This is a genomic window from Priestia koreensis (assembly GCF_022646885.1).
In the GTDB taxonomy this organism is placed as follows: Bacteria; Bacillota; Bacilli; order Bacillales; family Bacillaceae_H; genus Bacillus_AG; species Bacillus_AG koreensis_A.
Genome location: NZ_CP061868.1, coordinates 3,643,525 through 3,665,538, shown reverse-complemented (window position 1 = coordinate 3,665,538; position 22,014 = coordinate 3,643,525). Strand labels below are relative to the sequence as shown.

Here is a 22,014-nt window from a genome sequence, read left to right as displayed (position 1 = left end):
AAATGGACGCCCATCATTTTTATAAAAAGTTAGGTGAATGACATGATTGGCAAATGGATTTACAGTGCACTTGGTATCTGTTTGGTTCTGCTGACCTGTGCATTTCATACAGGTTTTCTTGCACCACTGTTGCTTATAGGATATATCATTTTTCTATGTTTGCATCTCGCGCCACGGTTAGTCGCTTTATGTGTTACGATGATGACTCTCACCGCCCTCTATTACGTAATCTACGATAATCGAAATCAATCCTCTTATACAACAGCACACCGCCATTTTACAGGGATCATTGCGACCACTCCAGATTTCAATGGAGACATCCTTCGATTTCAAGTAAACACGGACCGTGAAAAATTAATAGTGCGTTATAAAGTTCAAACGAAGCAGCAGAAAGATGATCTTTCCTCTGTAACGATCGGGATGAAATGTCGTTTAAAGGGGGACTTAATTCCTCCTGAAAATAATCGCAATGAGTCTCTCTTCAATTACAAACAGTATTTATATCGTCAATCCATCCATTGGGTGCTGCAAGCCATTGAATCGCCTCAGTGTAAGCGAGAAACAAAATCAATGATTCATACGCTGTTTTCTCTGCGAGATCAAGGCATTAAAAAGATCAGAGAAAACATGTCGGAGCCAGCATCCTCTTTTATGCAGGCCATGATTTACGGTGAACGAAAGGACATTGACGAGCGCGTATTAGACGACTATCAAAAAGGTGGCATTATTCACCTTATTGCGATTTCAGGTCAGCATGTGTCGCTGCTCGTTGCGATGTTTTTTTACCTCCTCATACGCTTTGGCGTGACGAGAGAAAGAGCGATCACCTGTATATTAATCGCTTTGCCATTCTATATGTTTATGGCAGGAGCGTCTCCTTCTGTTGTGAGAGCTTGCATAACGGCTTTTTTAGTAATGAGCTCATTAAAATTCAACCATCTTTTATCACCTCTAGATGCGATTAGCTTTTCATTCATTATCATGATCATCATCGATCCTTATTCGGTCTTTCATATTGGGTTTCAGCTCTCCTATGTGGTTACACTGTTCTTAATTTTAAGTGCAGGACATCTACTTAAGATCATTCATCATCCGCTTCTTTTGCTTCTTCAGGTCACCTTTATCGCCCAACTCGCTTCACTTCCACTCATCCTCTATTATTTTTTCGAATTTTCCCTAAGCAGCTTTTTATTGAATTTAATTTTTGTTCCGCTTTTTTCCTTTATTATTTTGCCGCTCTGTTTGCTTATTTTGCCATGCCTTGTGATATTTCCTACGATTGCTTTTGTTTTAGGTTGGGTTTTACAAATGATTTTGCTGTATAGCAATGAGTTAGTGGCTGTGGTGGCACGTCTGAAGGTGCTGTCGTTATTATTCGGAAAACCGTCTATTTGGTTTGTCGCCTTGTTTTATGGAGTGACCATTTGGTTTCTGTACGAATGGGAAGCGTGGAAGAACGGTCGATGGAAGGTGGCAATTGCGGTGCTATTTTTTTCGTATACCGTGCATTATTTTGTTCACTATTTTCATCCATATGGAAGAGTATCGATGATTGATGTTGGACAAGGAGATAGCATTTTAATCGAATTGCCGTTTCGAAAAGCCACTTATTTAATTGATACAGGAGGTCAGCTGACCTTTCTCGTAGAGGAGTGGCAGCAAAAGCGCTCCGAGTTTTCAATAGGAGATCGAATTGTTATTCCGTATTTAAAGTCAAGAGGAATTCGTCGAATTGATAAGCTTATTCTTACGCATGGAGATACCGATCACGGTGGGGAAAGCACCAAAATACTGACTGCATTTCACACGTCTGAACTGTTGCTTGGTGAAAAAAAAGAATGGAGTCAGCTTGAGAGAACGATCGTTGCATTAGCGAAGCGAAAGCAGACAAACATATCCGTCGTGAGGGCAGGGGATGGTTGGAAAGAAGGTGATGCACGTTTTTCTGTTTTATCCCCTATAGGAGATGAACCGAACCAAAATGAGGCATCAGTCGTACTATACGGAGAACTGGGTCCTTACAAATGGTTATTTACAGGTGATTTAGGTGTGGAAGAAGAACATAAATTGATCCAGCGCTACCCTAATGTGCAGGTTGATGTACTGAAGGTTGGCCATCACGGAAGTCGTTCCTCGACGTCGAGAGAGTTTTTGGAACGTATACAACCAAAGCTTGCCTTACTATCAGTCGGAAAAGATAATCGATATGGACATCCTCATGGAGAGGTAGTGGCGCTTTTACGGGAGCATGGAGTGAATATGTTGCGTAGTGATAAAAATGGGCAGGTTATCTACAGCTTTTCGCGTAAAAGTGGAACCTTTCGATGGCATTCTCCATAACCTATAATAAAAAAAAGACTGCAAAAGCGCAGCCTTTATGGTTTGCTAGCTTAACAATTTGACCACAGTTGCAATGATAAACAAAGTAGTAAAAAAGCCAAATGATACGACAAAGCCTACCCCAGAATCCACAGCATCGTTACGTTTACTTTGGACATTTTGCTCAAATTCGTTCATTTCTACCCCTCCCATTGTATGTCTCATTATACGGGATATTACTAAAAAAATCCATATGAGATATTGGTCTTTCCTTTCCTGACAAGAGTTGTCACAAATAGTTCGGTGGCTTTCGGAAACGATAATAACATCAAGTAGCTATCACTAACGGATGGATTTCCTAGGGTCTTTCTTGTTGGTGTTTATTATAGATGAAGCCCGCGCTAAGCAGGCTGAGTGAGAAAGGTAAGAAGATCGCCCAATGCGCTGAGAAAACGATCAACGTATTGGGCGATGTACATAAAAGAACGATGCTCTTCTTGTCAAATCAACTGAAGACCGCTACTCTAGTAGTATGTGTATTACGCAATGATCTGGGTGATCACCGCATAATACCTCGAACGGTTCAAGCTGTTCATCTATTATAAGAGTCAGGAGCGTTTGATAGTGACGGCAAAAAGTACAAAAAAAGAGGGCGCGTTAGCCCCTATCTATTTATTGCATGGAACGAACACCTTCATTTTAAACGAACAGAAGAAGAAGATTATTGATCAAGCACTTAATGAGGATGAGCTAGAATTCAACTTGTCCAATTACGATCTAGAAGATACGCCAATTGAAGTAGCGATAGAAGATGCGGAAACACTGCCTTTTTTCGGAGACAGAAGGGTAGTCGTATTAAATCGTCCCGTCTTTTTAACAGCCGAAAAAACAAAAGAGAAAATTGAACATAATTTAGACAAGCTTCAAGCATACATTGAAGAGCCTGCACCGTTTTCAGTTGTCATCATCATGGCGACTTATGAAAAGCTAGATGAGCGCAAAAAGGTCACAAAACTACTGAAAAAAAATGCGTCGTGTATAGAAGCAAATGAAATGGGTGAGCGGGAGCTTCGTTCTTTTATCATTGATCGTCTCGGGGAGCATTCCGTTGATATTGAAGACTTTGCAGTTGATTTGCTCCTTCAGTTGACGGGGTTAAAGTTGTCTCTTGTGATCAACGAGCTTGACAAGCTGACGATGTACATTGGTGAAGGCGGTATGATTAAGAGAGAGCATGTGGAAAAATTAGTGCCAAAAACGCTCGAGCAAAACGTATTCGCATTAGTGGAAGCTGTTGTGAAGCGTCAAGTCTCAGATGCCCTTGTGATGTATGATGAATTGGTTCGAAATAACGAGGAGCCCATTAAAATCTTAGCCCTGTTGGTGTCACAGTTTCGACTGTTGTATCATACCAAACAACTTTCTGCACAAGGGTACGGACAGCAGCAAATTGCTCAAACGTTAAAGGTTCATCCGTTTCGTGTGAAGCTCGCGATGCAGCAAAGTCGAGGCTTTGAGGAAAATGAACTAAAAGGAATTATGAAGGATTTGGCAAACGCCGATTATGAAATGAAAACGGGGAAAATGAACAAATCGCTCATTTTGCAACTCTTTTTCTTGCAACGATCTGCACAATAAAAAAACGATCCAAAAGGATCGTTTTTTTTCTGCTATTAAGCAGTTAAGCTGTTTAGTTGTTTAGCTAAACGAGACTTTTGACGAGCAGCAACGTTTTTATGGATAAGACCTTTACGAGCAGCTTTGTCTAATTTTTTAGAAGCAACTGCAAAAGCAGATGTCGCGTTGTCAGCGTCTTTGCTTGCAACTAAAGCTTCGAAAGTCTTGATTGCAGAACGCATTGAAGACTTGATTTGAGCGTTGTGAGCACGACGAGCGTCGTTAGTTTTTACACGTTTGATCGCAGATTTAATATTTGGCATCCAATTCACCTCCTAAAAAAAATACAAATCGAGGTAATGGTTAACTCGATAATTTTAGCAATTAGAACACAAGATATTCTATCAAACCCACGAGCATAATGCAATAGAATCTAGTGATCATTTTATAATTTTGCATATGTGAACGAATATGCATGTTCTCAATGATCGAGGGGAAAATAAGGGAAGTTTGTAATTGATTATATCGGAGGGATGAAAAATGGGTCAGGAATTGGATTTAAGCAAATATAGTGTTCGTACTGATTTAGCGATTGAAGCACGTGAGATGGTTGTACAGGATCGTGAGAAAGAACAGACGTCATCAGAAATTAAAGGCGTTATTGTCAAAGAAAAAGATGTGGATGGAATTAAAGTAACACATGTTGAGGTAACGGCTGAAGGTGAAGAGGCCATCGGAAAGAAGAAAGGCCGCTATTTAACGTTAGAAGCAATCGGGATACGTGATAAAGACTCAGAATTTCAAAGTCGTGTGGAACGAGTTCTTGCCAAAGAACTTCACCAGTTTATTAAAACGCTAAACATTGCAGACGACGCTACATGCCTAGTAGTGGGACTCGGAAACTGGAACGTAACGCCTGATGCGCTCGGCCCAATGGCAGTCGAAAACTTGGTGATTACGCGCCATCTCTTTGAATTAGAGCCTGAAAGCGTTGATGAAGGGTTCCGCCCTGTCTGCGCCCTCGCACCGGGTGTGATGGGGATTACAGGAATTGAAACGAGCGAAGTGATTCGGGGGATTGTTGACCGCGTGAAGCCAGATTTCCTCATTGCGATTGATGCACTTGCATCTCGATCAATTGAACGTGTCAATGCAACGATTCAGTTATCTGACTCAGGCATTCATCCGGGTTCTGGGGTTGGAAATAAACGAAAAGAGCTCAGCTATGAAACGCTCGGTATTCCAGTTATCGCACTTGGCATTCCAACCGTTGTCGATGCGGTATCAATTACGAGTGATACGATCGATTTTATTTTAAAACACTTTGGGCGTGAAATGAAAGATCAAGACAAGCCGTCCAAATCACTTGTACCTGCTGGGATGACGTTTGGTGAGAAGAAGAAGCTAACAGAAGATGATCTTCCTGCTGAAGAAGAGCGTCAAACATATCTAGGGATGATTGGAACTCTTCCAGAAGATGAAAAGCGAAAGCTCATTCACGAAGTTCTTTCTCCGCTCGGACATAACTTAATGGTGACGCCAAAAGAAGTAGATATGTTTATTGAAGACATGGCAAACGTTGTAGCGGGTGGACTGAATGCGGCGCTTCATCACCAAATCGACCAAGATAATTTGGGGTCATACACTCATTAACCGTTCGGTGGTTCTATCATTTTCTCTAGTAGCGTATAGATAGAGTAGAGTTCCAAAAGAGGCAGCGTGCAGTCAAGAAACAATCGATGTGAATGGAACCGTGTATGAATAGCCATAATGGAAATAAAAGATCGGGAAAAGGAAGGTAATTCCCAATGGTGAAATTTACGATTCGTTGCTTACTTGTCGCTTCGTTGCTGTTCTTTGGTGTCCTGTTAGGGATGCAAACGGCTAATGAAGGGTTGATAAAAATGAAGGGCTATGAAGACCCCGCCCTCTCAAAAGCAGTTAACATTTCAACAGATGATGGAGAAGTAGAAGCCTCCGTTTTGGGTGCTAAATCAAAATTCAATTTAGAAGAAAAGCAGCAGCTGTTAGAAAAACGAAAAGCGTTTAATCTTTTTTCAAATGCGGGTAAAAAAATTGCCAACGCAACAAAAGGAGCAGCGGAAAAAGGCATGCACCTACTAGATGGCATTTTTAAGTAAGCGCAATCGCTTTGAGATGAATAAACGTTTATAAAAAGTCTAGCATACCAATTCGGTAGGACATGCTAGACTTTTTGCTTTTAAACGGACGAGGGCACTCTTTTCTCTAATATTGAATATTGTATATTGTAGTTTCTATTGATATAATCTAAACTAATGTATTCTTGTCGATTTTTAGTAGGAGTGAAGTAGTGAATGGATAGAGAAGCAAAATTAAAGCGACAGTCAAAAATTCGTAACTTTTCAATCATCGCTCATATTGACCATGGAAAATCTACTCTAGCAGACCGCATTCTAGAAAAAACGAATGCGCTAACGTCTCGTGAGATGAAAGCACAGCTTTTAGATTCAATGGACTTAGAACGTGAACGTGGAATTACGATTAAACTTAATGCCGTCCAGTTAACATACAAAGCAAAAGACGGAGAAGAGTATATTTTTCATTTAATTGATACACCGGGGCACGTCGATTTTACATACGAAGTTTCCCGAAGCCTTGCAGCCTGTGAAGGTGCGGTACTCGTAGTAGATGCGGCTCAGGGAATTGAAGCACAAACGCTAGCAAACGTTTATTTAGCGTTAGACAATGATTTGGAAATTTTGCCTGTTATCAATAAAATTGATTTGCCAAGTGCAGAGCCAGAGCGCGTTCGTCAGGAAGTAGAAGACGTGATCGGATTAGACGCTTCAGAGGCAGTTCTAGCTTCTGCTAAGGCTGGTATTGGAATTGAAGAAATCCTAGAGCAAGTCGTGGCAAAGGTTCCAGCACCAACGGGAGACCCTGAAGGACCATTAAAAGCAATGATCTTCGATTCTCTATACGACTCTTATCGTGGGGTAGTAGCCTACATTCGAATTGTTGAAGGTAGCGTAAAAGTTGGAGACAAAATCAGAATGATGGCAACGGGCAAAGAATTCGAAGTAACCGAGCTAGGTGTGTTCACACCAAAAGCAGTGGCGAAAGAAGAATTATCTGTTGGAGACGTTGGCTTCTTAACGGCTGCGATTAAAAACGTTGGTGATACACGAGTGGGGGACACAATTACGCATGTTAAGAACAGTGCAGCAGAGCCTCTACCAGGTTATCGTCGATTAAATCCAATGGTATTCTGTGGTCTGTATCCAATTGATACAGCGAAATACAACGATCTACGTGAAGCTCTTGAAAAGCTTGAATTAAATGACTCAGCTCTACAATTCGAGCCAGAAACATCTCAAGCGCTTGGATTCGGCTTCCGCTGTGGTTTCTTAGGTCTTCTACACATGGAGATCATCCAAGAGCGTATTGAGCGCGAGTTCAAGATCGACCTTATTACAACAGCACCAAGTGTTATTTACGACGTGCATTTAACAGACGGAGAATCTTTACGCGTAGATAACCCTTCTAACATGCCAGATCCACAAAAGATCGACCATGTTGAAGAGCCATATGTTAAAGCAACGGTAATGGTTCCAAATGATTATGTTGGGGCTGTAATGGAGCTTTGTCAGAAGAAACGTGGTATTTTCATCGATATGCAATATCTAGATGAGAACCGTGTAAGCATTGTGTACGAAATTCCACTTTCAGAAATCGTATATGACTTCTTTGATCAGTTAAAATCAAGCACAAAAGGATATGCTTCTTTTGACTACGAGTTAATTGGATACAAAGCGTCGTCCCTTGTGAAGATGGACATTCTATTGAATGCTGAAAAAGTCGATGCGCTTTCCTTCATCGTTCACCGTGATTCAGCTTATGACCGTGGAAAGCTTATTGTTGAAAAACTAAAAGAGCTTATTCCGCGTCAGCAGTTCGAAGTGCCAATTCAAGCAGCTGTTGGGCAGAAGATCGTGGCTCGCTCTACGATCAAGGCGATGCGTAAAAACGTATTAGCTAAATGTTACGGGGGAGATATTTCCCGTAAGCGTAAATTGCTTGATAAGCAAAAAGAAGGTAAAAAGCGCATGAAGCAAGTAGGTTCTGTAGAGGTTCCACAAGAAGCCTTCATGGCCGTTCTGAAAATGGACGAAGATTAATGAGATAAAAAGGAAATGAAATTCTGATCGTTTGGACAGTGTTTCATTTCGTTACGTGTTATAATAAATCCCATTCAGATGGGAAACAGGAAAAATACCGCAGAATCTGTCTGCGGTATTTTTCTAATTCTTATACAAACGAGGTGAAGCTACAATGGTGAAAGCCGCCTATTTGCATATTCCGTTTTGTCATCACATTTGTCACTATTGTGATTTTAATAAAGTATTTTTTCAAAATCAGCCAGTTGAGGCTTATTTAGAGGCAATGGATCAAGAAATGAAACAAACCGTTTCTACCTTTCCAACAAAACAATTGGAGACCATTTTTGTAGGGGGAGGAACACCTACTGCGCTAGATGAGAAGCAGTTAGAGCAATTTTTAACGAGCATTCGCACGTACTTACCGCTAGCTGAAAACGGTGAGTATACGTTTGAAGCAAACCCTAATGAGCTAACGAAAGAAAAATTGACGCTTTTAAAAGAGTATGGCGTGAACCGTCTTAGCATTGGGGTTCAAACGTTTGATGAACAGCTGCTTAAAACCATTGGGCGTGTGCATACAAATGAGGAAGTGGAGCGCTTAGTAAAGCTCGCAAAAGAAATGGGCTTCTCGAACATTAGCTTGGATTTAATGTATGGACTTCCTGGACAAGACCTAGACATGTTCCATCAGTCTATTGAAAAAGCACTTGAATTGGACGTGGAGCATATCTCGTCGTACTCACTCATCGTGGAACCAAAAACCGTTTTTTATAACCTGATGAGAAAAGGAAAGCTTCACACACCGTCAGAAGATGATGAAGCGAAGATGTACGGATTTTTAATGGAAACGTTAGCGAAGTCAAACTTCCATCAATACGAAATTAGTAACTTTGCAAAGCCGGGTTATGAAAGCAGGCACAATCTAACATACTGGGATAATGAAGAGTATTATGGGATTGGAGCTGGCGCACACGGTTATGTAGGCGGCGTTAGACGTTCTAACGTGGCGCCGATTAAACGATACATGGACCTTGTAGGAGAAACTGGGTTTGCTTATTTAGATCAACACGTTGTCACAAAGGGCGAGCAGCTAGAAGAGGAAATGTTCCTCGGGCTTCGAAAAACGAAAGGCGTTTCCAAAGAGCGCTTTGAAGAAAAGTTTGGCCAGAGCATTCAATCTGTATTCGGTGATGCGATTGCTGAACAAGTGAAGCTAGGGTTACTAACGGATGAAGATGGTTATGTGCGCCTTACGACAAAAGGTCGTTTTTTAGGCAACGAAGTGTTTCAAGCGTTTCTAGGGATTAATGATTGACATTAAAAAGGTGATTTGGTAATTTAGTATTAGATTTAGCACTCGTTATAAAGGAGTGCTAACAGAGGTGATGAAAGGTGCTAACAGAACGACAATTGTTGATTTTGCAAGTGATTATTGACGATTTCATTCGATCTGCACAGCCAGTAGGTTCTCGAACCTTATCGAAAAAAGAAGACATTAGCTTTAGTTCTGCTACGATTCGAAACGAAATGGCGGATTTAGAAGAATTAGGATTTATTGAAAAAACCCATAGCTCTTCAGGTCGAGTTCCTTCTGAAAAAGGATATCGCTATTACGTGGATCATTTAATATCCCCACAATTGTTAACAGTAGCTGACATCTCTAAAGTAAAGTCTCTTTTTGCGGAAAGGATCTTCGAGCTAGAGCAGGTCGTCCAAAAATCAGCACAAATTTTATCTGAATTAACAAATCTAACATCTATCGTGTTAGGACCAAGAGTTACCACACATCGTTTAAAACAAATTCAAATCTTACCTCTCAGCGGTGAGTCAGCCGTTGCAATTATTGTCACGGATACGGGGCACGTCGAAAGTAAAACGATTTCCGTCCCTAAAGCTGTAAGAGGAACAGATCTTGAAAAAATGGTCAACATTTTAAATGAACGACTTGTAGGCGTCCCGATGGTTGAACTACACGATCGGATTTATAAAGAGATCGCGGTCTTATTACGTGCTCATATCCATGAATACGAGCAATCCGTAGAGATGATCTCAAACATTTTACACGTCGACAATGAGGAGAAGATCTTCATTGGCGGTAAGACAAATATGTTGAATCAGCCAGAGTTTAATGATATTAATAAGGTTCGTTCATTGCTTACAATGATTGAGCAAGAAGATCAGGTAACGCGCCTGCTGCACTCGAACAAGTTAGGCATTCAAGTGAAAATTGGTCGCGAAAATCAAGAAAGCGCGATGGAGAATTGTAGTTTGATTACCGCTACTTATTCTCTAGGAGGCGAGCAGTTAGGAAAAATTGCGGTGTTAGGTCCAACACGAATGGAATACTCACGCGTGATTAGTCTACTGCAGTTATTCTCGCACGATTTTGCGCAAGGCTGGCAAAACTTACATTTAAAAGAATAGCTTATTTGTGTGTAATGTAGGTTTAGAATAAAATGCAATATGGAAAGTATAAAGAGGGTGTGCCCTTGTTGCTTAAGTTAGAGGGGCATGTCCTGGTCAAATAGCCAATGGCTATATATTTAAGGGAGGTGAAACCATTGGCAAACGAGAAACACACATCGGAAGAAATGGTAGAGGAATCAGTTCATACTGAAGAAGTAGAAGAAACTGATGTACACGAGGAAGCAGCAGAACAAGCTGAAGAGAAAGATGCGAAAGACGTGGAAATTGAAGCACTTCAAGCAAAAGTAGAGGAGCAGGAAAACCGCTATCTACGCCTGCAAGCAGACTTTGATAACCTTCGTCGCCGCACTCGCTTAGACGCAGAATCTGCTGAGAAGTATCGTGCTCAAAAACTTATTACTGACATTTTACCAGCTCTTGATAACTTTGAAAGAGCGTTAAAAGTAGATACAGAAGAAGCTCAAAACGATGCTATCTTACAAGGAATGCAAATGGTCTATCGTCAACTAGCTGAAGCTCTTCAAAAAGAAGGACTTGAGGCAATTGAAGCGGTAGGAAGCCCGTTTGATCCTTATCTTCACCAAGCAGTTATGCAAGTTGAAGATGATTCTTATGAACCGAACACGGTTGTAGAAGAATTCCAAAAAGGTTATAAGTTAAAAGATAAAGTCATTCGCCCATCTATGGTGAAAGTGAATCAATAATAAATACATATTATATAGGAGGTAGAATTCGATGAGTAAAATCATTGGTATTGACTTAGGAACAACAAACTCTTGTGTCGCAGTTCTTGAAGGCGGCGAACCAAAAGTAATTCCAAATCCAGAAGGAAACCGTACAACACCATCTGTTGTGGCATTCAAAAACGGTGAGCGTCAAGTTGGGGAAGTAGCAAAGCGCCAAGCAATTACAAACCCAAACACAATCATCTCAATCAAACGTCACATGGGTACGGACTACAAAGTAGAAGTAGAAGGTAAAAACTATACACCTCAAGAACTTTCTGCAATTATCCTACAAAACTTAAAAGCATCTGCTGAAGCTTACTTAGGTGAAGAAGTAACAAAAGCTGTTATTACAGTTCCTGCTTACTTCAACGATGCAGAGCGCCAAGCAACAAAAGACGCTGGTCGTATCGCGGGCTTAGAAGTTGAACGTATTATCAACGAGCCAACAGCAGCAGCATTAGCGTATGGTCTTGAAAAAACAGACGAAGATCAAACAATTCTAGTTTATGACTTAGGTGGCGGTACATTCGACGTATCAATCCTTGAACTAGGCGACGGCGTATTCGAAGTACGCGCTACAGCTGGTGACAACCGTCTTGGTGGAGATGACTTTGACCAAGTAATCATCGACTACTTAGTAGCAGAATTTAAAAAAGAAAACGGCATTGATCTTGCTCAAGATAAAATGGCGTTACAACGTCTAAAAGATGCAGCTGAAAAAGCGAAAAAAGATCTTTCAGGTGTAACTTCAACACAAATTTCTTTACCGTTCATCACTGCAGGTGCAGCAGGCCCACTTCACTTAGAAGTATCGTTAAGCCGTGCTAAGTTTGAAGAGCTATCTTCACACCTAGTAGAACGTACAATGGCTCCTGTACGCCAATCACTAAAAGATGCTGGTTTATCACCAAGCGAACTTGATAAAGTTATTCTTGTTGGTGGATCTACGCGTATTCCAGCTGTACAAGATGCAATCAAAAAAGAAACAGGTAAAGAGCCACATAAAGGTGTAAACCCTGATGAAGTTGTAGCACTAGGTGCAGCAATTCAAGGTGGCGTATTAACTGGTGACGTGAAAGACGTTGTGTTACTTGACGTAACGCCACTTTCACTTGGTATCGAAACAATGGGCGGCGTGTTCACGAAGCTAATTGATCGTAATACAACAATCCCAACAAGTAAGTCACAAGTGTTCTCTACAGCAGCTGATAGCCAAACTGCAGTAGACATTCACGTACTACAAGGTGAACGTTCAATGGCAAGCGACAACAAAACGTTAGGTCGTTTCCAATTAACAGATATCCCAGCAGCTCCACGCGGTGTACCACAAATCGAAGTAACGTTTGATATTGATAAAAACGGTATCGTAAACGTACGTGCAAAAGATTTAGGTACAAACAAAGAGCAAGCCATCACAATTCAATCATCTTCAGGTCTTTCTGATGAAGAAGTAGAACGTATGGTGAAAGAAGCAGAAGAAAATTCTGATGCAGACAAAAAGCGTAAGGAAGAAGTAGACCTACGCAATGAAGCTGACCAACTTGTATTTGCTACTGAAAAAACGTTAAAAGACCTTGAAGGTAAAGTAGACGAAGCAGAAGTAGTAAAAGCAAACGAAGCGAAAGACGCGTTAAAAGGGGCAATCGAGAAAAACGATCTTGAAGAAATTCGTGCGAAAAAAGACGAACTTCAACAAATCGTTCAAGCACTAACAACAAAGCTTTATGAAGAAGCTGCAAAAGCTCAACAAGGTGCTGAAGGCGCTGCGGGCGGAGCTTCAACAAAAGGCGATGACGATGTAGTGGACGCTGAATACGAAGAAGTAAAAGACGACAAGTAATACTATACACAGGTATGAAAACAAAAAGTCAAAGTCAGGCTCGTCTTGGCTTTGACTTTTTGTAGTTTATCTGGAAACAATGGAGTTTAGTATTGCGATGAAAAGAACGTTAGTGATAGAATAATTTTTATGTGAAAGAAACCGGGGTGAGTATTGATGAGTAAACGAGATTATTACGAAGTCCTTGGAATTAGTAAAGGTGCTTCAAAGGACGAAATTAAAAAATCGTACCGAAAACTATCCAAGAAGTATCATCCAGACATCAATAAGGAAGCGGACGCAGCTGATAAATTTAAGGAAATTAAAGAAGCGTACGAAGTGTTAGGTGATGATCAAAAGAGAGCTCACTACGATCAGTTCGGTCATACAGATCCTAACCAAGGCTTTGGTGGATTTGGCGGAGGCGGCGACTTCGGTGGTGGATTCGGATTCGAAGACATTTTCAGTTCTATTTTCGGTGGAGGACGTCGACGTGATCCAAATGCACCGCGTCAAGGAGCCGATTTACAATATACGATGACACTAAGCTTTGAAGAAGCGGTGTTTGGAAAAGATACAACAATTGAAATTCCACGTGAAGAAACGTGTGATACATGTAGCGGTACAGGAGCGAAGCCAGGAACAAAAGTGGACACTTGTTCACACTGTCATGGTTCAGGGCAGCTAAACGTCGAGCAATCGACTCCGTTTGGCCGAATCGTCAATCGCCGTGTATGTCACCATTGTAATGGAACGGGCAAAATCATCCGTGACAAATGTAAAACGTGTCATGGTGATGGAAAAGTAACAAAAACAACAAAAATTAACGTGAAAATTCCAGCAGGTGTGGATGACGGTCAGCAGCTACGTGTATCTGGCCAAGGTGAACCAGGTGTCAACGGTGGCCCACAAGGTGATCTGTATGTCGTATTCCAAGTTCGTTCTCACGAGTTCTTCGAACGAAATGGTGATGACATCTATTGTGAAATGCCGTTAACATTTGCTCAAGCAGCCCTCGGTGACGAGATTGAAGTACCTACGTTGCACGGAAAAGTGAAGCTGAAAATTCCAGCAGGCACGCAAACAGGCACTAAATTCCGTCTAAAAGGAAAAGGTGTTGCAAACGTGCGTGGTTACGGACAAGGGGACCAGCACATTCAAGTGCGCGTCATTACCCCAGCCAAACTGTCGGATAAACAAAAGCAATTATTACGCGATTTTGCTGATTTAAGTGGGCAAGGAGCTCCTGATGAGCAACATGATTCATTTTTCGCAAAAGTACGCCGTGCCTTTAAAGGTGAATAAGCATTTAGGAATCTAGGAATGGAGTTGGTAGATAATGAAATGGTCTGAAATTTGCATTCATACAACAAATGAAGCAATCGAACCGATTTCGAATATTTTACATGAAGCAGGAGCAAGTGGAGTTGTGATTGAAGATCCAGAGGACTTAATTAAAGAGCGTGAAAACAAGTTCGGCGAGATCTACCAACTCAATCCGCAAGATTATCCGGTGGAAGGGGTGCTTGTCAAAGCATACCTTCCTATTAATAGCTTTTTAGGCGAAACGGTTGAAGCGATTAAAGAATCTATCAATAGTCTGCTTGTTTATAACTTCGACTTAGGAGCAAACGTTGTAACGATTAGCGAAGTGCATGAAGAGGAATGGGCAACAGCATGGAAAAAGTATTATAATCCCGTTAAAATTTCTGAGCGTTTTACAATCGTTCCAACATGGGAAATTTATGAACCAGTGAGCACGGATGAGCTTATTATTGAGCTAGACCCGGGAATGGCATTTGGAACCGGGACACATCCTACAACGGTTATGTCACTTCAAGCGATCGAGAAAAAAGTACAGCCGGGTGATACAGTTGTTGATGTAGGGACAGGCTCTGGCGTATTAAGCATCGGTGCAGCACAGCTTGGCGCAAAAGAAGTTCGCGCGATGGATTTAGACGAAGTCGCGGTTGAATCTGCTCGTTTGAACATTAAGCTAAATAAAGTTCAAGACGTTGTAACGGTTTCGCAAAATAACCTGCTTGACAACGTCGAAGGACCTGTAGACGTGGTAGTAGCGAATATTTTAGCTGAAATTATTGTGCGTTTTGTAGAGGATGCGGCACGTATTTTAAAACCAGGTGGTTTCTTCATTACATCAGGAATTATTAATAAGAAGAAGGAAGATGTTAAGCAAGCCTTAACAGATGCTGGCTTCTTAATTCAAGAAACGACGCTGATGGAGGACTGGGTAGCGATTATTGCCCAAAAACCTGCTGAGTAATTGATAAAATGAATCCGTTTATGGGAATGAATAACAATTATAGACAAGGAACTAAGGTTCCTTGTCCTTCCTTTACGGGAAAATGTTCGAGGAAAGGTGCGGACCTATGCAACGATATTTTTTAGCTAATCATGATTTCGAAGATGAGCGTGTCGTGATTAAAGGTGATGACGCTCACCACATCATTCGCGTTATGAGGATGGTTGCCGGTGACGAAGTAATATGTTGTAATGAGAAGGATGAATCCGCTTTATGTACCATCGAAGATGTATCATCAGGCGACGTTGTGTTGAATGTAACGAAATGGCTTGACGAACGAAAGGAATTACCTGTTTCAGTGACTATAGCGAATGGATTGCCTAAAGGGGATAAGCTGGAACTGATTATTCAAAAAGGGACCGAGCTCGGTGCAGCAAAGTTTATCCCTTTTATTGCAGGTCGTTCTATTGTGAAATGGGATGAGAAAAAAGGTAAAAAGAAGCTTGAGCGCTGGCAGAAAATTGCGAAGGAAGCAGCCGAGCAATCCCACCGAACCAAATGTCCGGTAGTAACAGAGCCGTTAACGGTTCAGAAACTCATTGAAGAAGCAAAGAACTATGATCGCATCATCGTTGCGTATGAGGAAGAAGCGAAGGCGGGAGAATCTGCTAACTTATATAAAAGCCTCTCTAGTCTGACAAAAGGTCAATCCGTTCTTGTCGTGATTGGACCAGAAGGCGGCTTAACCGAAAAAGAAGTCCAACTTTTAAAAGAGAATGGATCTGTTATATGCGGCTTTGGCCCAAGGATTTTACGTACGGAAACAGCGTCTATGTATGTGCTAGCAGCTGTTTCGTACCAAACTGAACTAATGGAGTGATGAACATGGCAACAGTTGCGTTTCACACGCTAGGTTGTAAAGTAAACCACTATGAAACTGAAGCCATCTGGCAGCTGTTTAAAAATAGTGGCTACGATCGTGTAGAGTTTGAACATTCAGCAGATGTGTATGTAATTAATACATGTACAGTAACAAATACAGGTGATAAGAAAAGCCGTCAAGTAATTCGTCGTGCGGTAAGAAGAAACCCGGATGCCGTTATCTGTGTAACAGGGTGCTACGCTCAAACATCACCTGCTGAAATTATGGCGATTCCTGGTGTTGACATCGTAGTCGGCACACAAGATCGTGTTAAAATGCTTGAATACATTGAGCAATATAAAGAAGAACGTCAGCCAATTAACGGTGTAGGAAACATCATGAAAGCACGCGTTTACGAAGAATTAGATGTACCCGCATTTACAGACCGTACACGTGCTTCATTAAAAATTCAAGAAGGATGTAACAACTTCTGTACGTTTTGTATCATCCCTTGGGCTCGTGGTTTAATGCGTTCTCGTGATCCTCAAGAAGTTATTCAACAAGCGCAACAGCTTGTTGATGCAGGATACAAAGAGATCGTGTTAACAGGGATTCATACAGGTGGTTACGGTGAAGATATGAAGGACTACAATCTTGCACAGCTTTTACGTGATCTAGAAGCAAACGTAAAAGGTCTGAAACGCATTCGTATTTCTTCTATTGAAGCAAGTCAAATTTCTGATGAAGTAATCGACGTGTTGAAAAATTCTAAGATGGTTGTACGCCATCTTCATATTCCGCTTCAGTCTGGCTCTAACACGGTGTTAAAACGCATGCGTCGTAAATACACGATGGAGTTCTTCGGAGAGCGTTTAGATCGCTTACGTGAAGCTCTTCCGGGTCTTGCGATTACATCTGACGTAATCGTTGGTTTCCCAGGCGAAACAGAAGAAGAATTCATGGAAACATACGATTTCATCAAAAAACATCAGTTTTCTGAATTACACGTGTTCCCATATTCAAAACGCACGGGTACACCAGCAGCTCGTATGGACGATCAAGTTGATGAAGAAGTGAAAAATGAGCGCGTTCACCGCTTAATTGAGCTATCTGACCAATTAGCAAAAGAATATGCGTCACAGTTCGAGGGCGAAGTGCTCGAAGTAATTCCGGAAGAAGTATACAAAGAAGCACCTGAGAGCGGTCTTTATGTAGGATATACCGACAATTATCTAAAAGTTGTGTTCCCTGCAACAGAAGATATGGTTGGAAAGTTAGTGAAAGTTAAAATTGAAAAAGCTGGCTATCCACACAACGAAGGACAGTTTGTACGCGTATTAGAAGAAGACGCAACTCAAATGAAAATGAGCTCATAAGCGACAAAAAGACATCAGCATGCTGATGTCTTTTTTTTACGACTATCTTTTTACATGAAGGGGGATAAAATAAAAGAGAGGTTTTCCCCTCTAGAAGCGGAACATGTTTGATGCGTTTTCCTCAGGGGAAAACATAGAACTATTAAGGAAGCTTCATCGATTGAAAGGAGAGTTTAACTTTATGACACAAGAAATTGCCAAAATGATTGATCATACGGCTTTAAAACCAGATACAACGAAAGAGCAGATTGTGACGCTTTGTGAGGAAGCGGCTCAGTACGGGTTCGCTTCTGTATGCGTAAACCCAACGTGGGTAGAGCTTGCGGCAAGCCTTTTAAAAGGAACAGATGTGAAGGTATGTACAGTTATTGGATTCCCATTAGGGGCCACAACACCAGAGGTTAAGGCGTTTGAGACGAAAAATGCGATCGAAAACGGTGCGACAGAAGTAGATATGGTCATCAACATTGGGGCGTTAAAAGATAAAAACGATGAGCTCGTGGAGCGAGACATTCAGGCTGTTACAGCTGCTGCGCGAGGAAAAGCCTTGTCCAAAGTGATCATTGAAACGTGTCTTTTAACGGACGAAGAAAAAACCCGTGCGTGCAAATTAGCGGTAAAAGCAGGGGCAGATTATGTGAAAACGTCTACGGGCTTCTCAACGGGCGGATCGACTCCAGAGGATGTGGCACTTATGCGTGAAGCAGTAGGGCCGGATATAGGCGTGAAGGCTTCCGGTGGTGTCCGCAACGCGGAACAGGCTAAAGCCGTCATCGACGCAGGGGCAACACGAATTGGGGCAAGTTCAGGTATGGCTATTGTTCAAGGGCTAACAGCTGATAGCGACTACTAAAAAAATTGCTTTTTGACGTCAAAAAGCTTCTCAAAATTGCCTTTTGATGAGCAAATGGTGAACAAAAGCGGAATTTAGTGGCGAAACGAATGGATTTTGCATAGAAATACTATAGAGAAATACCATATATTTGTTCAAAGCGGTTGACCTAGAGACGTCATTATATTATAATTGCAAAAGACATGTTTTTCATGTCTTTTAATTATGATGTTATTGGTTTTGTTCGGAGGGAGGGAATTAGAATGTCAAAAACAGTCGTTCGTAAAAACGAATCGCTTGAAGATGCTCTTCGTCGCTTCAAACGTACTGTATCTAAATCAGGTACAATTCAAGAAGCTAGAAAGCGCGAATTCTATGAAAAGCCTAGCGTAAAGCGTAAGAAAAAGTCTGAAGCTGCTAGAAAACGTAAATACTAAAAGAGGGTGTATTTATGAGTCTTCTCGAGCGTTTAAACACTGATATGAAGCAAGCTATGAAAAACAAAGAAAAAGAGAAGCTCTCTGTCATTCGCATGGTGAAAGCTGCTCTTCAAAACGAAGCTATTAAAGCAGGCGGTGACTTAACAGAAGAAGACGAATTAACCGTCATTTCTCGTGAGTTAAAACAACGCAAAGACTCCCTCCACGAATTTGAAAAAGCAGGTCGTTCAGATCTTGTGGATAAAATCCAATCAGAGCTAGCTGTCTTAGAGGTATATATGCCACAGCAGCTAACAGAAGACGAATTAACTGAAATTGTTAAAGAAACGATTGAAGAAGTTCAGGCTTCCTCAAAGTCCGATATGGGAAAAGTAATGGGAGCGATTATGCCAAAGGTAAAAGGCAAAGCTGATGGCGGACTCGTTAATAAGCTTGTTCTTCAACATTTGTCATAAAAAAACCATCTTACATTTTGTAAGATGGTTTTTTCCATTTCTGGCGAATTTTTTGAAACCTTTTTGGATGTGATTCGTACATATAACTAGGCAGCACGATTATTCAAAGATGGAGGAGGCTTATGACGTATATTGGTCGATATTTAACAAGCAGCATGTTGGCTCTCATTTTTCTTTTTTTACTACCACATAACGCATTTTCATCTTCATTTCACTCAGCGGAGAGCTTTAACCACGCAACGCAAACGATCCACTCAAATCAATCGGTTATCCATCAAATTGGTGAGTTTTTAACTAGTCCACTTATGGTCATCGTTTTACTTACAATCGGCTGTGTTGGATTAGTGTTGGAGTTGTTTACACCTGCATTTGGTTTGTCAGGGACAATTGGATTACTTTCCTTTTTTCTCTTCTTTTTTGGCCATCTTATCACCGGTGTTTCTGGTTTTGATGCCGTTATTGTCTTTATTGTAGGGATTGTACTAATTCTGCTTGAAATTTTTCTCATTGGAGGAATCGCAGGAGTACTAGGTATTGGAGCAATTGTCACAAGCTTCTTTTTAGCTACTGATAATAATGTTGTAACAGGCATAGCTATTATTATAGCGGTAATTGTAGCTCTGGGGGGTGCATGGATGATGGTAAAGTTTTTTGGACGAAAACTTTCCGGGTTTCAAAAATTTGTATTAAATGACTCGATGAAAACAGAGTCTGGGTATGTGTCAAATCCATCGCGTATGGATTTAATCGGGAAAATTGGTGTCACAACCACACCGCTACGACCATCTGGCACGATGATGCTAGATGAGGAGTATTTAGACGTCGTAACGGAAGGAAGCTATCTACCGAAAGATATAGAAGTGAAAATTATTAAGGTAGAAGGCGTTCGGATCGTAGTTCGAAAAATTTAAGAAGGTGGGGATTTTATGGTTGAAGCAGGTTCAATTATGTTTTTTATATTGGTAGGTTTAGCGATTGTACTCGTTGCCGTTTTCTTAACGTTTGTACCAATCATGCTGTGGATTTCAGCACTAGCTGCAGGCGTTCGTATTAGTATTTTTACACTCGTCGGGATGAGGCTACGACGCGTTATTCCGTCTCGAGTCGTTAATCCACTCATTAAAGCCAGTAAAGCAGGAATTGATGTATCGATTAACCAGCTTGAAAGTCATTATTTAGCAGGTGGGAACGTTGACCGAGTAGTAAATGCGCTAATTGCTGCACAGCGTGCAAATATTGAATTGAGCTTTGAGCGCTGCGCTGCAATTGATTTAGCAGGCCGTGACGTACTTGAAGCGGTTCAAATGAGCGTTAATCCAAAAGTAATTGAAACACCGTTTATTGCGGGTGTCGCAATGGATGGAATCGAAGTAAAAGCAAAAGCGAGAATTACGGTGCGTGCCAATATCGAACGACTTGTCGGTGGAGCCGGTGAAGAAACGGTTGTGGCGCGTGTAGGGGAAGGGATCGTTAGTACCATCGGTTCGTCCAACGATCATAAGCGTGTGCTCGAAAACCCAGATATGATCTCACAAACAGTGTTAAATAAAGGACTAGATTCTGGAACAGCGTTTGAAATTCTATCGATTGATATTGCTGATATTGATATTGGTAAAAACATTGGTGCCGTCCTTCAAACTGACCAAGCGGAAGCAGATAAAAACATCGCTCAGGCGAAAGCGGAAGAGCGACGTGCAATGGCTGTTGCAACAGAGCAAGAAATGAGAGCGCGCGTAGAAGAAATGCGTGCGAAAGTAGTAGAAGCGGAAGCAGAAGTACCGTTAGCGATGGCAGAAGCGTTACGCTCAGGAAACATGGGCGTTATGGATTACATGAACTTTAAAAATATTTCAGCGGATACTGATATGCGTAACTCAATCGGTAAATTAAATAAAGATGTTGATGAAGACGAAAGCTAAGTAGAAAAGGAGGAGTCGTTCGGTGAATATACTTGACTTCCTTTTGCATAACTTTTTTATTGTGCTTGCCGTCATTGCGGGGATTGTTTCGTTCTTTAAAGGATCACTTTCATCAGAAAAACAAGAGAAAGAAACAAAACGAGCCCCAAAGCCTTTTGTTCCTCAGCAAACGTCTCCAATGAGGAAAAGGGTTGAGCAGGAAATAAAAAAGCGTCAGCGGTCTACAGAGTCGTTAGAAGAGAAGTTAAAAGAAGCAAAACAGCAAGTGGAAAATGAAATTCCTATTCCACCGCTTGTGCCGCATGTACATGTCAAAAAAGAAAAGGTCGAAGCACCAGCACCTTCTCTTCATGTGTCGAAAAAGCAAGTGGTGCAAGGAGTAATATGGTCAGAAATTCTAGGGCCTCCGCGTTCTAAAAATCCATATCATTCTCGAACACAGCGATAAAGGAAAAATTTTATTCGTAATTTGAAGTGATACTAGGACCCCCTTCCTCATAAATATGAGATGAAGGGGGTTCTTTTTATGAGCGCAAAATGGAGAAGACAGGTAAAGAAATGGATAACAGATAAAATGGAACTACCCGCAGACGTTACGCTGGACCTTCCTCGTATTACAATGATTGGCCAGATTCATATTTATATTGAGAATCATAAAGGGCTTCTCGCCTTTTCGGATATAGAGGTTCGTCTGTTATTGAAGCAGGGCCAGCTGTTAATTAAAGGTGAAGGACTAGTCATCAAAGTCATCCTCCCCGAAGAAATTGTCCTAGAAGGAAAAATCAATCAAGTGGTTTATCTAGAGGAATAGCCAC

General features: G+C 41.3%; 22 protein-coding genes. 20 read left to right on the top strand and 2 right to left on the bottom strand.

Annotation, left to right across the window (positions count from 1 at the left end):
- Positions 1 to 42 precede the first annotated feature (42 nt).
- Entirely contained in the window at positions 43 to 2,340 is a 2,298-nt protein-coding gene (locus IE339_RS19305; protein ID WP_242170256.1) for a DNA internalization-related competence protein ComEC/Rec2, read from the top strand.
- 45 nt (positions 2,341 to 2,385) lie between these two features.
- On the opposite strand, the gene IE339_RS19300 is transcribed toward IE339_RS19305, so the two are convergent.
- Positions 2,386 to 2,517 (bottom strand): YqzM family protein, encoded by a 132-nt coding sequence (locus IE339_RS19300; protein ID WP_083446554.1) that lies wholly within the window; start codon positions 2,515 to 2,517, stop codon positions 2,386 to 2,388.
- Positions 2,518 to 2,937: 420 nt separating this feature from the next.
- Here IE339_RS19300 and holA point away from each other — a divergent pair, with 420 nt between their 5' ends.
- Complete coding sequence (gene holA / locus IE339_RS19295; RefSeq protein WP_397428572.1) at positions 2,938 to 3,957, top strand: DNA polymerase III subunit delta; 1,020 nt, start codon at positions 2,938 to 2,940, stop codon at positions 3,955 to 3,957.
- A gap of 35 nt (positions 3,958 to 3,992) precedes the next feature.
- Here the strand turns inward: holA and rpsT are convergent, their stop codons facing one another.
- On the bottom strand, positions 3,993 to 4,259 hold the full coding sequence (gene rpsT / locus IE339_RS19290; RefSeq protein WP_053402058.1) for a 30S ribosomal protein S20: 267 nt from the start codon (positions 4,257 to 4,259) through the stop codon (positions 3,993 to 3,995).
- Positions 4,260 to 4,476: 217 nt separating this feature from the next.
- Between rpsT and gpr the strand changes: the two genes are divergently transcribed.
- The 18 genes from gpr (at position 4,477) to yqfC (ending at position 22,010) form a co-directional block, all read left to right on the top strand.
- The gene (gene gpr, locus IE339_RS19285) at positions 4,477 to 5,589 is read left to right on the top strand and encodes a GPR endopeptidase (RefSeq protein ID WP_242170252.1); all 1,113 of its coding nucleotides are present in this window, start codon (positions 4,477 to 4,479) and stop codon (positions 5,587 to 5,589) included.
- A gap of 155 nt (positions 5,590 to 5,744) precedes the next feature.
- Positions 5,745 to 6,077 (top strand): YqxA family protein, encoded by a 333-nt coding sequence (locus IE339_RS19280; protein ID WP_053402060.1) that lies wholly within the window; start codon positions 5,745 to 5,747, stop codon positions 6,075 to 6,077.
- Between the two features lie 195 nt (positions 6,078 to 6,272).
- Positions 6,273 to 8,096 (top strand): translation elongation factor 4, encoded by a 1,824-nt coding sequence (gene lepA, locus IE339_RS19275; RefSeq protein WP_242170249.1) that lies wholly within the window; start codon positions 6,273 to 6,275, stop codon positions 8,094 to 8,096.
- Between the two features lie 154 nt (positions 8,097 to 8,250).
- The gene (gene hemW / locus IE339_RS19270) at positions 8,251 to 9,393 is read left to right on the top strand and encodes a radical SAM family heme chaperone HemW (protein ID WP_242170248.1); all 1,143 of its coding nucleotides are present in this window, start codon (positions 8,251 to 8,253) and stop codon (positions 9,391 to 9,393) included.
- A gap of 77 nt (positions 9,394 to 9,470) precedes the next feature.
- Positions 9,471 to 10,502: a heat-inducible transcriptional repressor HrcA gene (hrcA, locus tag IE339_RS19265; RefSeq protein ID WP_242170244.1), complete on the top strand. Its 1,032-nt coding sequence runs from the start codon at positions 9,471 to 9,473 to the stop codon at positions 10,500 to 10,502.
- A 137-nt stretch (positions 10,503 to 10,639) separates the two neighbouring features.
- On the top strand, positions 10,640 to 11,209 hold the full coding sequence (gene grpE, locus IE339_RS19260; RefSeq protein ID WP_277933920.1) for a nucleotide exchange factor GrpE: 570 nt from the start codon (positions 10,640 to 10,642) through the stop codon (positions 11,207 to 11,209).
- A 31-nt stretch (positions 11,210 to 11,240) separates the two neighbouring features.
- A complete protein-coding gene (gene dnaK, locus IE339_RS19255) occupies positions 11,241 to 13,073 on the top strand; it encodes a molecular chaperone DnaK (RefSeq protein WP_242170241.1) in 1,833 nt (610 codons plus the stop codon).
- A gap of 156 nt (positions 13,074 to 13,229) precedes the next feature.
- On the top strand, positions 13,230 to 14,357 hold the full coding sequence (gene dnaJ, locus IE339_RS19250; RefSeq protein ID WP_242170238.1) for a molecular chaperone DnaJ: 1,128 nt from the start codon (positions 13,230 to 13,232) through the stop codon (positions 14,355 to 14,357).
- A gap of 34 nt (positions 14,358 to 14,391) precedes the next feature.
- Complete coding sequence (gene prmA / locus IE339_RS19245) at positions 14,392 to 15,336, top strand: 50S ribosomal protein L11 methyltransferase (RefSeq protein ID WP_242170236.1); 945 nt, start codon at positions 14,392 to 14,394, stop codon at positions 15,334 to 15,336.
- A 106-nt stretch (positions 15,337 to 15,442) separates the two neighbouring features.
- Entirely contained in the window at positions 15,443 to 16,195 is a 753-nt protein-coding gene (locus IE339_RS19240; RefSeq protein ID WP_053402068.1) for a 16S rRNA (uracil(1498)-N(3))-methyltransferase, read from the top strand.
- Between the two features lie 5 nt (positions 16,196 to 16,200).
- Positions 16,201 to 17,553, top strand: a complete 1,353-nt coding sequence (mtaB, locus tag IE339_RS19235) for a tRNA (N(6)-L-threonylcarbamoyladenosine(37)-C(2))-methylthiotransferase MtaB (protein WP_242170234.1) — start codon at positions 16,201 to 16,203, stop codon at positions 17,551 to 17,553.
- A 181-nt stretch (positions 17,554 to 17,734) separates the two neighbouring features.
- Complete coding sequence (gene deoC / locus IE339_RS19230; RefSeq protein WP_242170232.1) at positions 17,735 to 18,406, top strand: deoxyribose-phosphate aldolase; 672 nt, start codon at positions 17,735 to 17,737, stop codon at positions 18,404 to 18,406.
- Positions 18,407 to 18,648: 242 nt separating this feature from the next.
- Entirely contained in the window at positions 18,649 to 18,822 is a 174-nt protein-coding gene (rpsU, locus tag IE339_RS19225) for a 30S ribosomal protein S21 (protein WP_010678174.1), read from the top strand.
- Between the two features lie 14 nt (positions 18,823 to 18,836).
- Complete coding sequence (locus tag IE339_RS19220; protein WP_053402071.1) at positions 18,837 to 19,280, top strand: GatB/YqeY domain-containing protein; 444 nt, start codon at positions 18,837 to 18,839, stop codon at positions 19,278 to 19,280.
- Positions 19,281 to 19,402: 122 nt separating this feature from the next.
- The gene (locus tag IE339_RS19215; RefSeq protein WP_242170230.1) at positions 19,403 to 20,191 is read left to right on the top strand and encodes an NfeD family protein; all 789 of its coding nucleotides are present in this window, start codon (positions 19,403 to 19,405) and stop codon (positions 20,189 to 20,191) included.
- A 36-nt stretch (positions 20,192 to 20,227) separates the two neighbouring features.
- Complete coding sequence (floA, locus tag IE339_RS19210) at positions 20,228 to 21,199, top strand: flotillin-like protein FloA (RefSeq protein WP_397428577.1); 972 nt, start codon at positions 20,228 to 20,230, stop codon at positions 21,197 to 21,199.
- Positions 21,200 to 21,221: 22 nt separating this feature from the next.
- Positions 21,222 to 21,647 (top strand): hypothetical protein, encoded by a 426-nt coding sequence (locus IE339_RS19205; RefSeq protein WP_242170226.1) that lies wholly within the window; start codon positions 21,222 to 21,224, stop codon positions 21,645 to 21,647.
- Between the two features lie 78 nt (positions 21,648 to 21,725).
- On the top strand, positions 21,726 to 22,010 hold the full coding sequence (gene yqfC / locus IE339_RS19200; protein WP_242170223.1) for a sporulation protein YqfC: 285 nt from the start codon (positions 21,726 to 21,728) through the stop codon (positions 22,008 to 22,010).
- Positions 22,011 to 22,014: the final 4 nt, after the last annotated feature.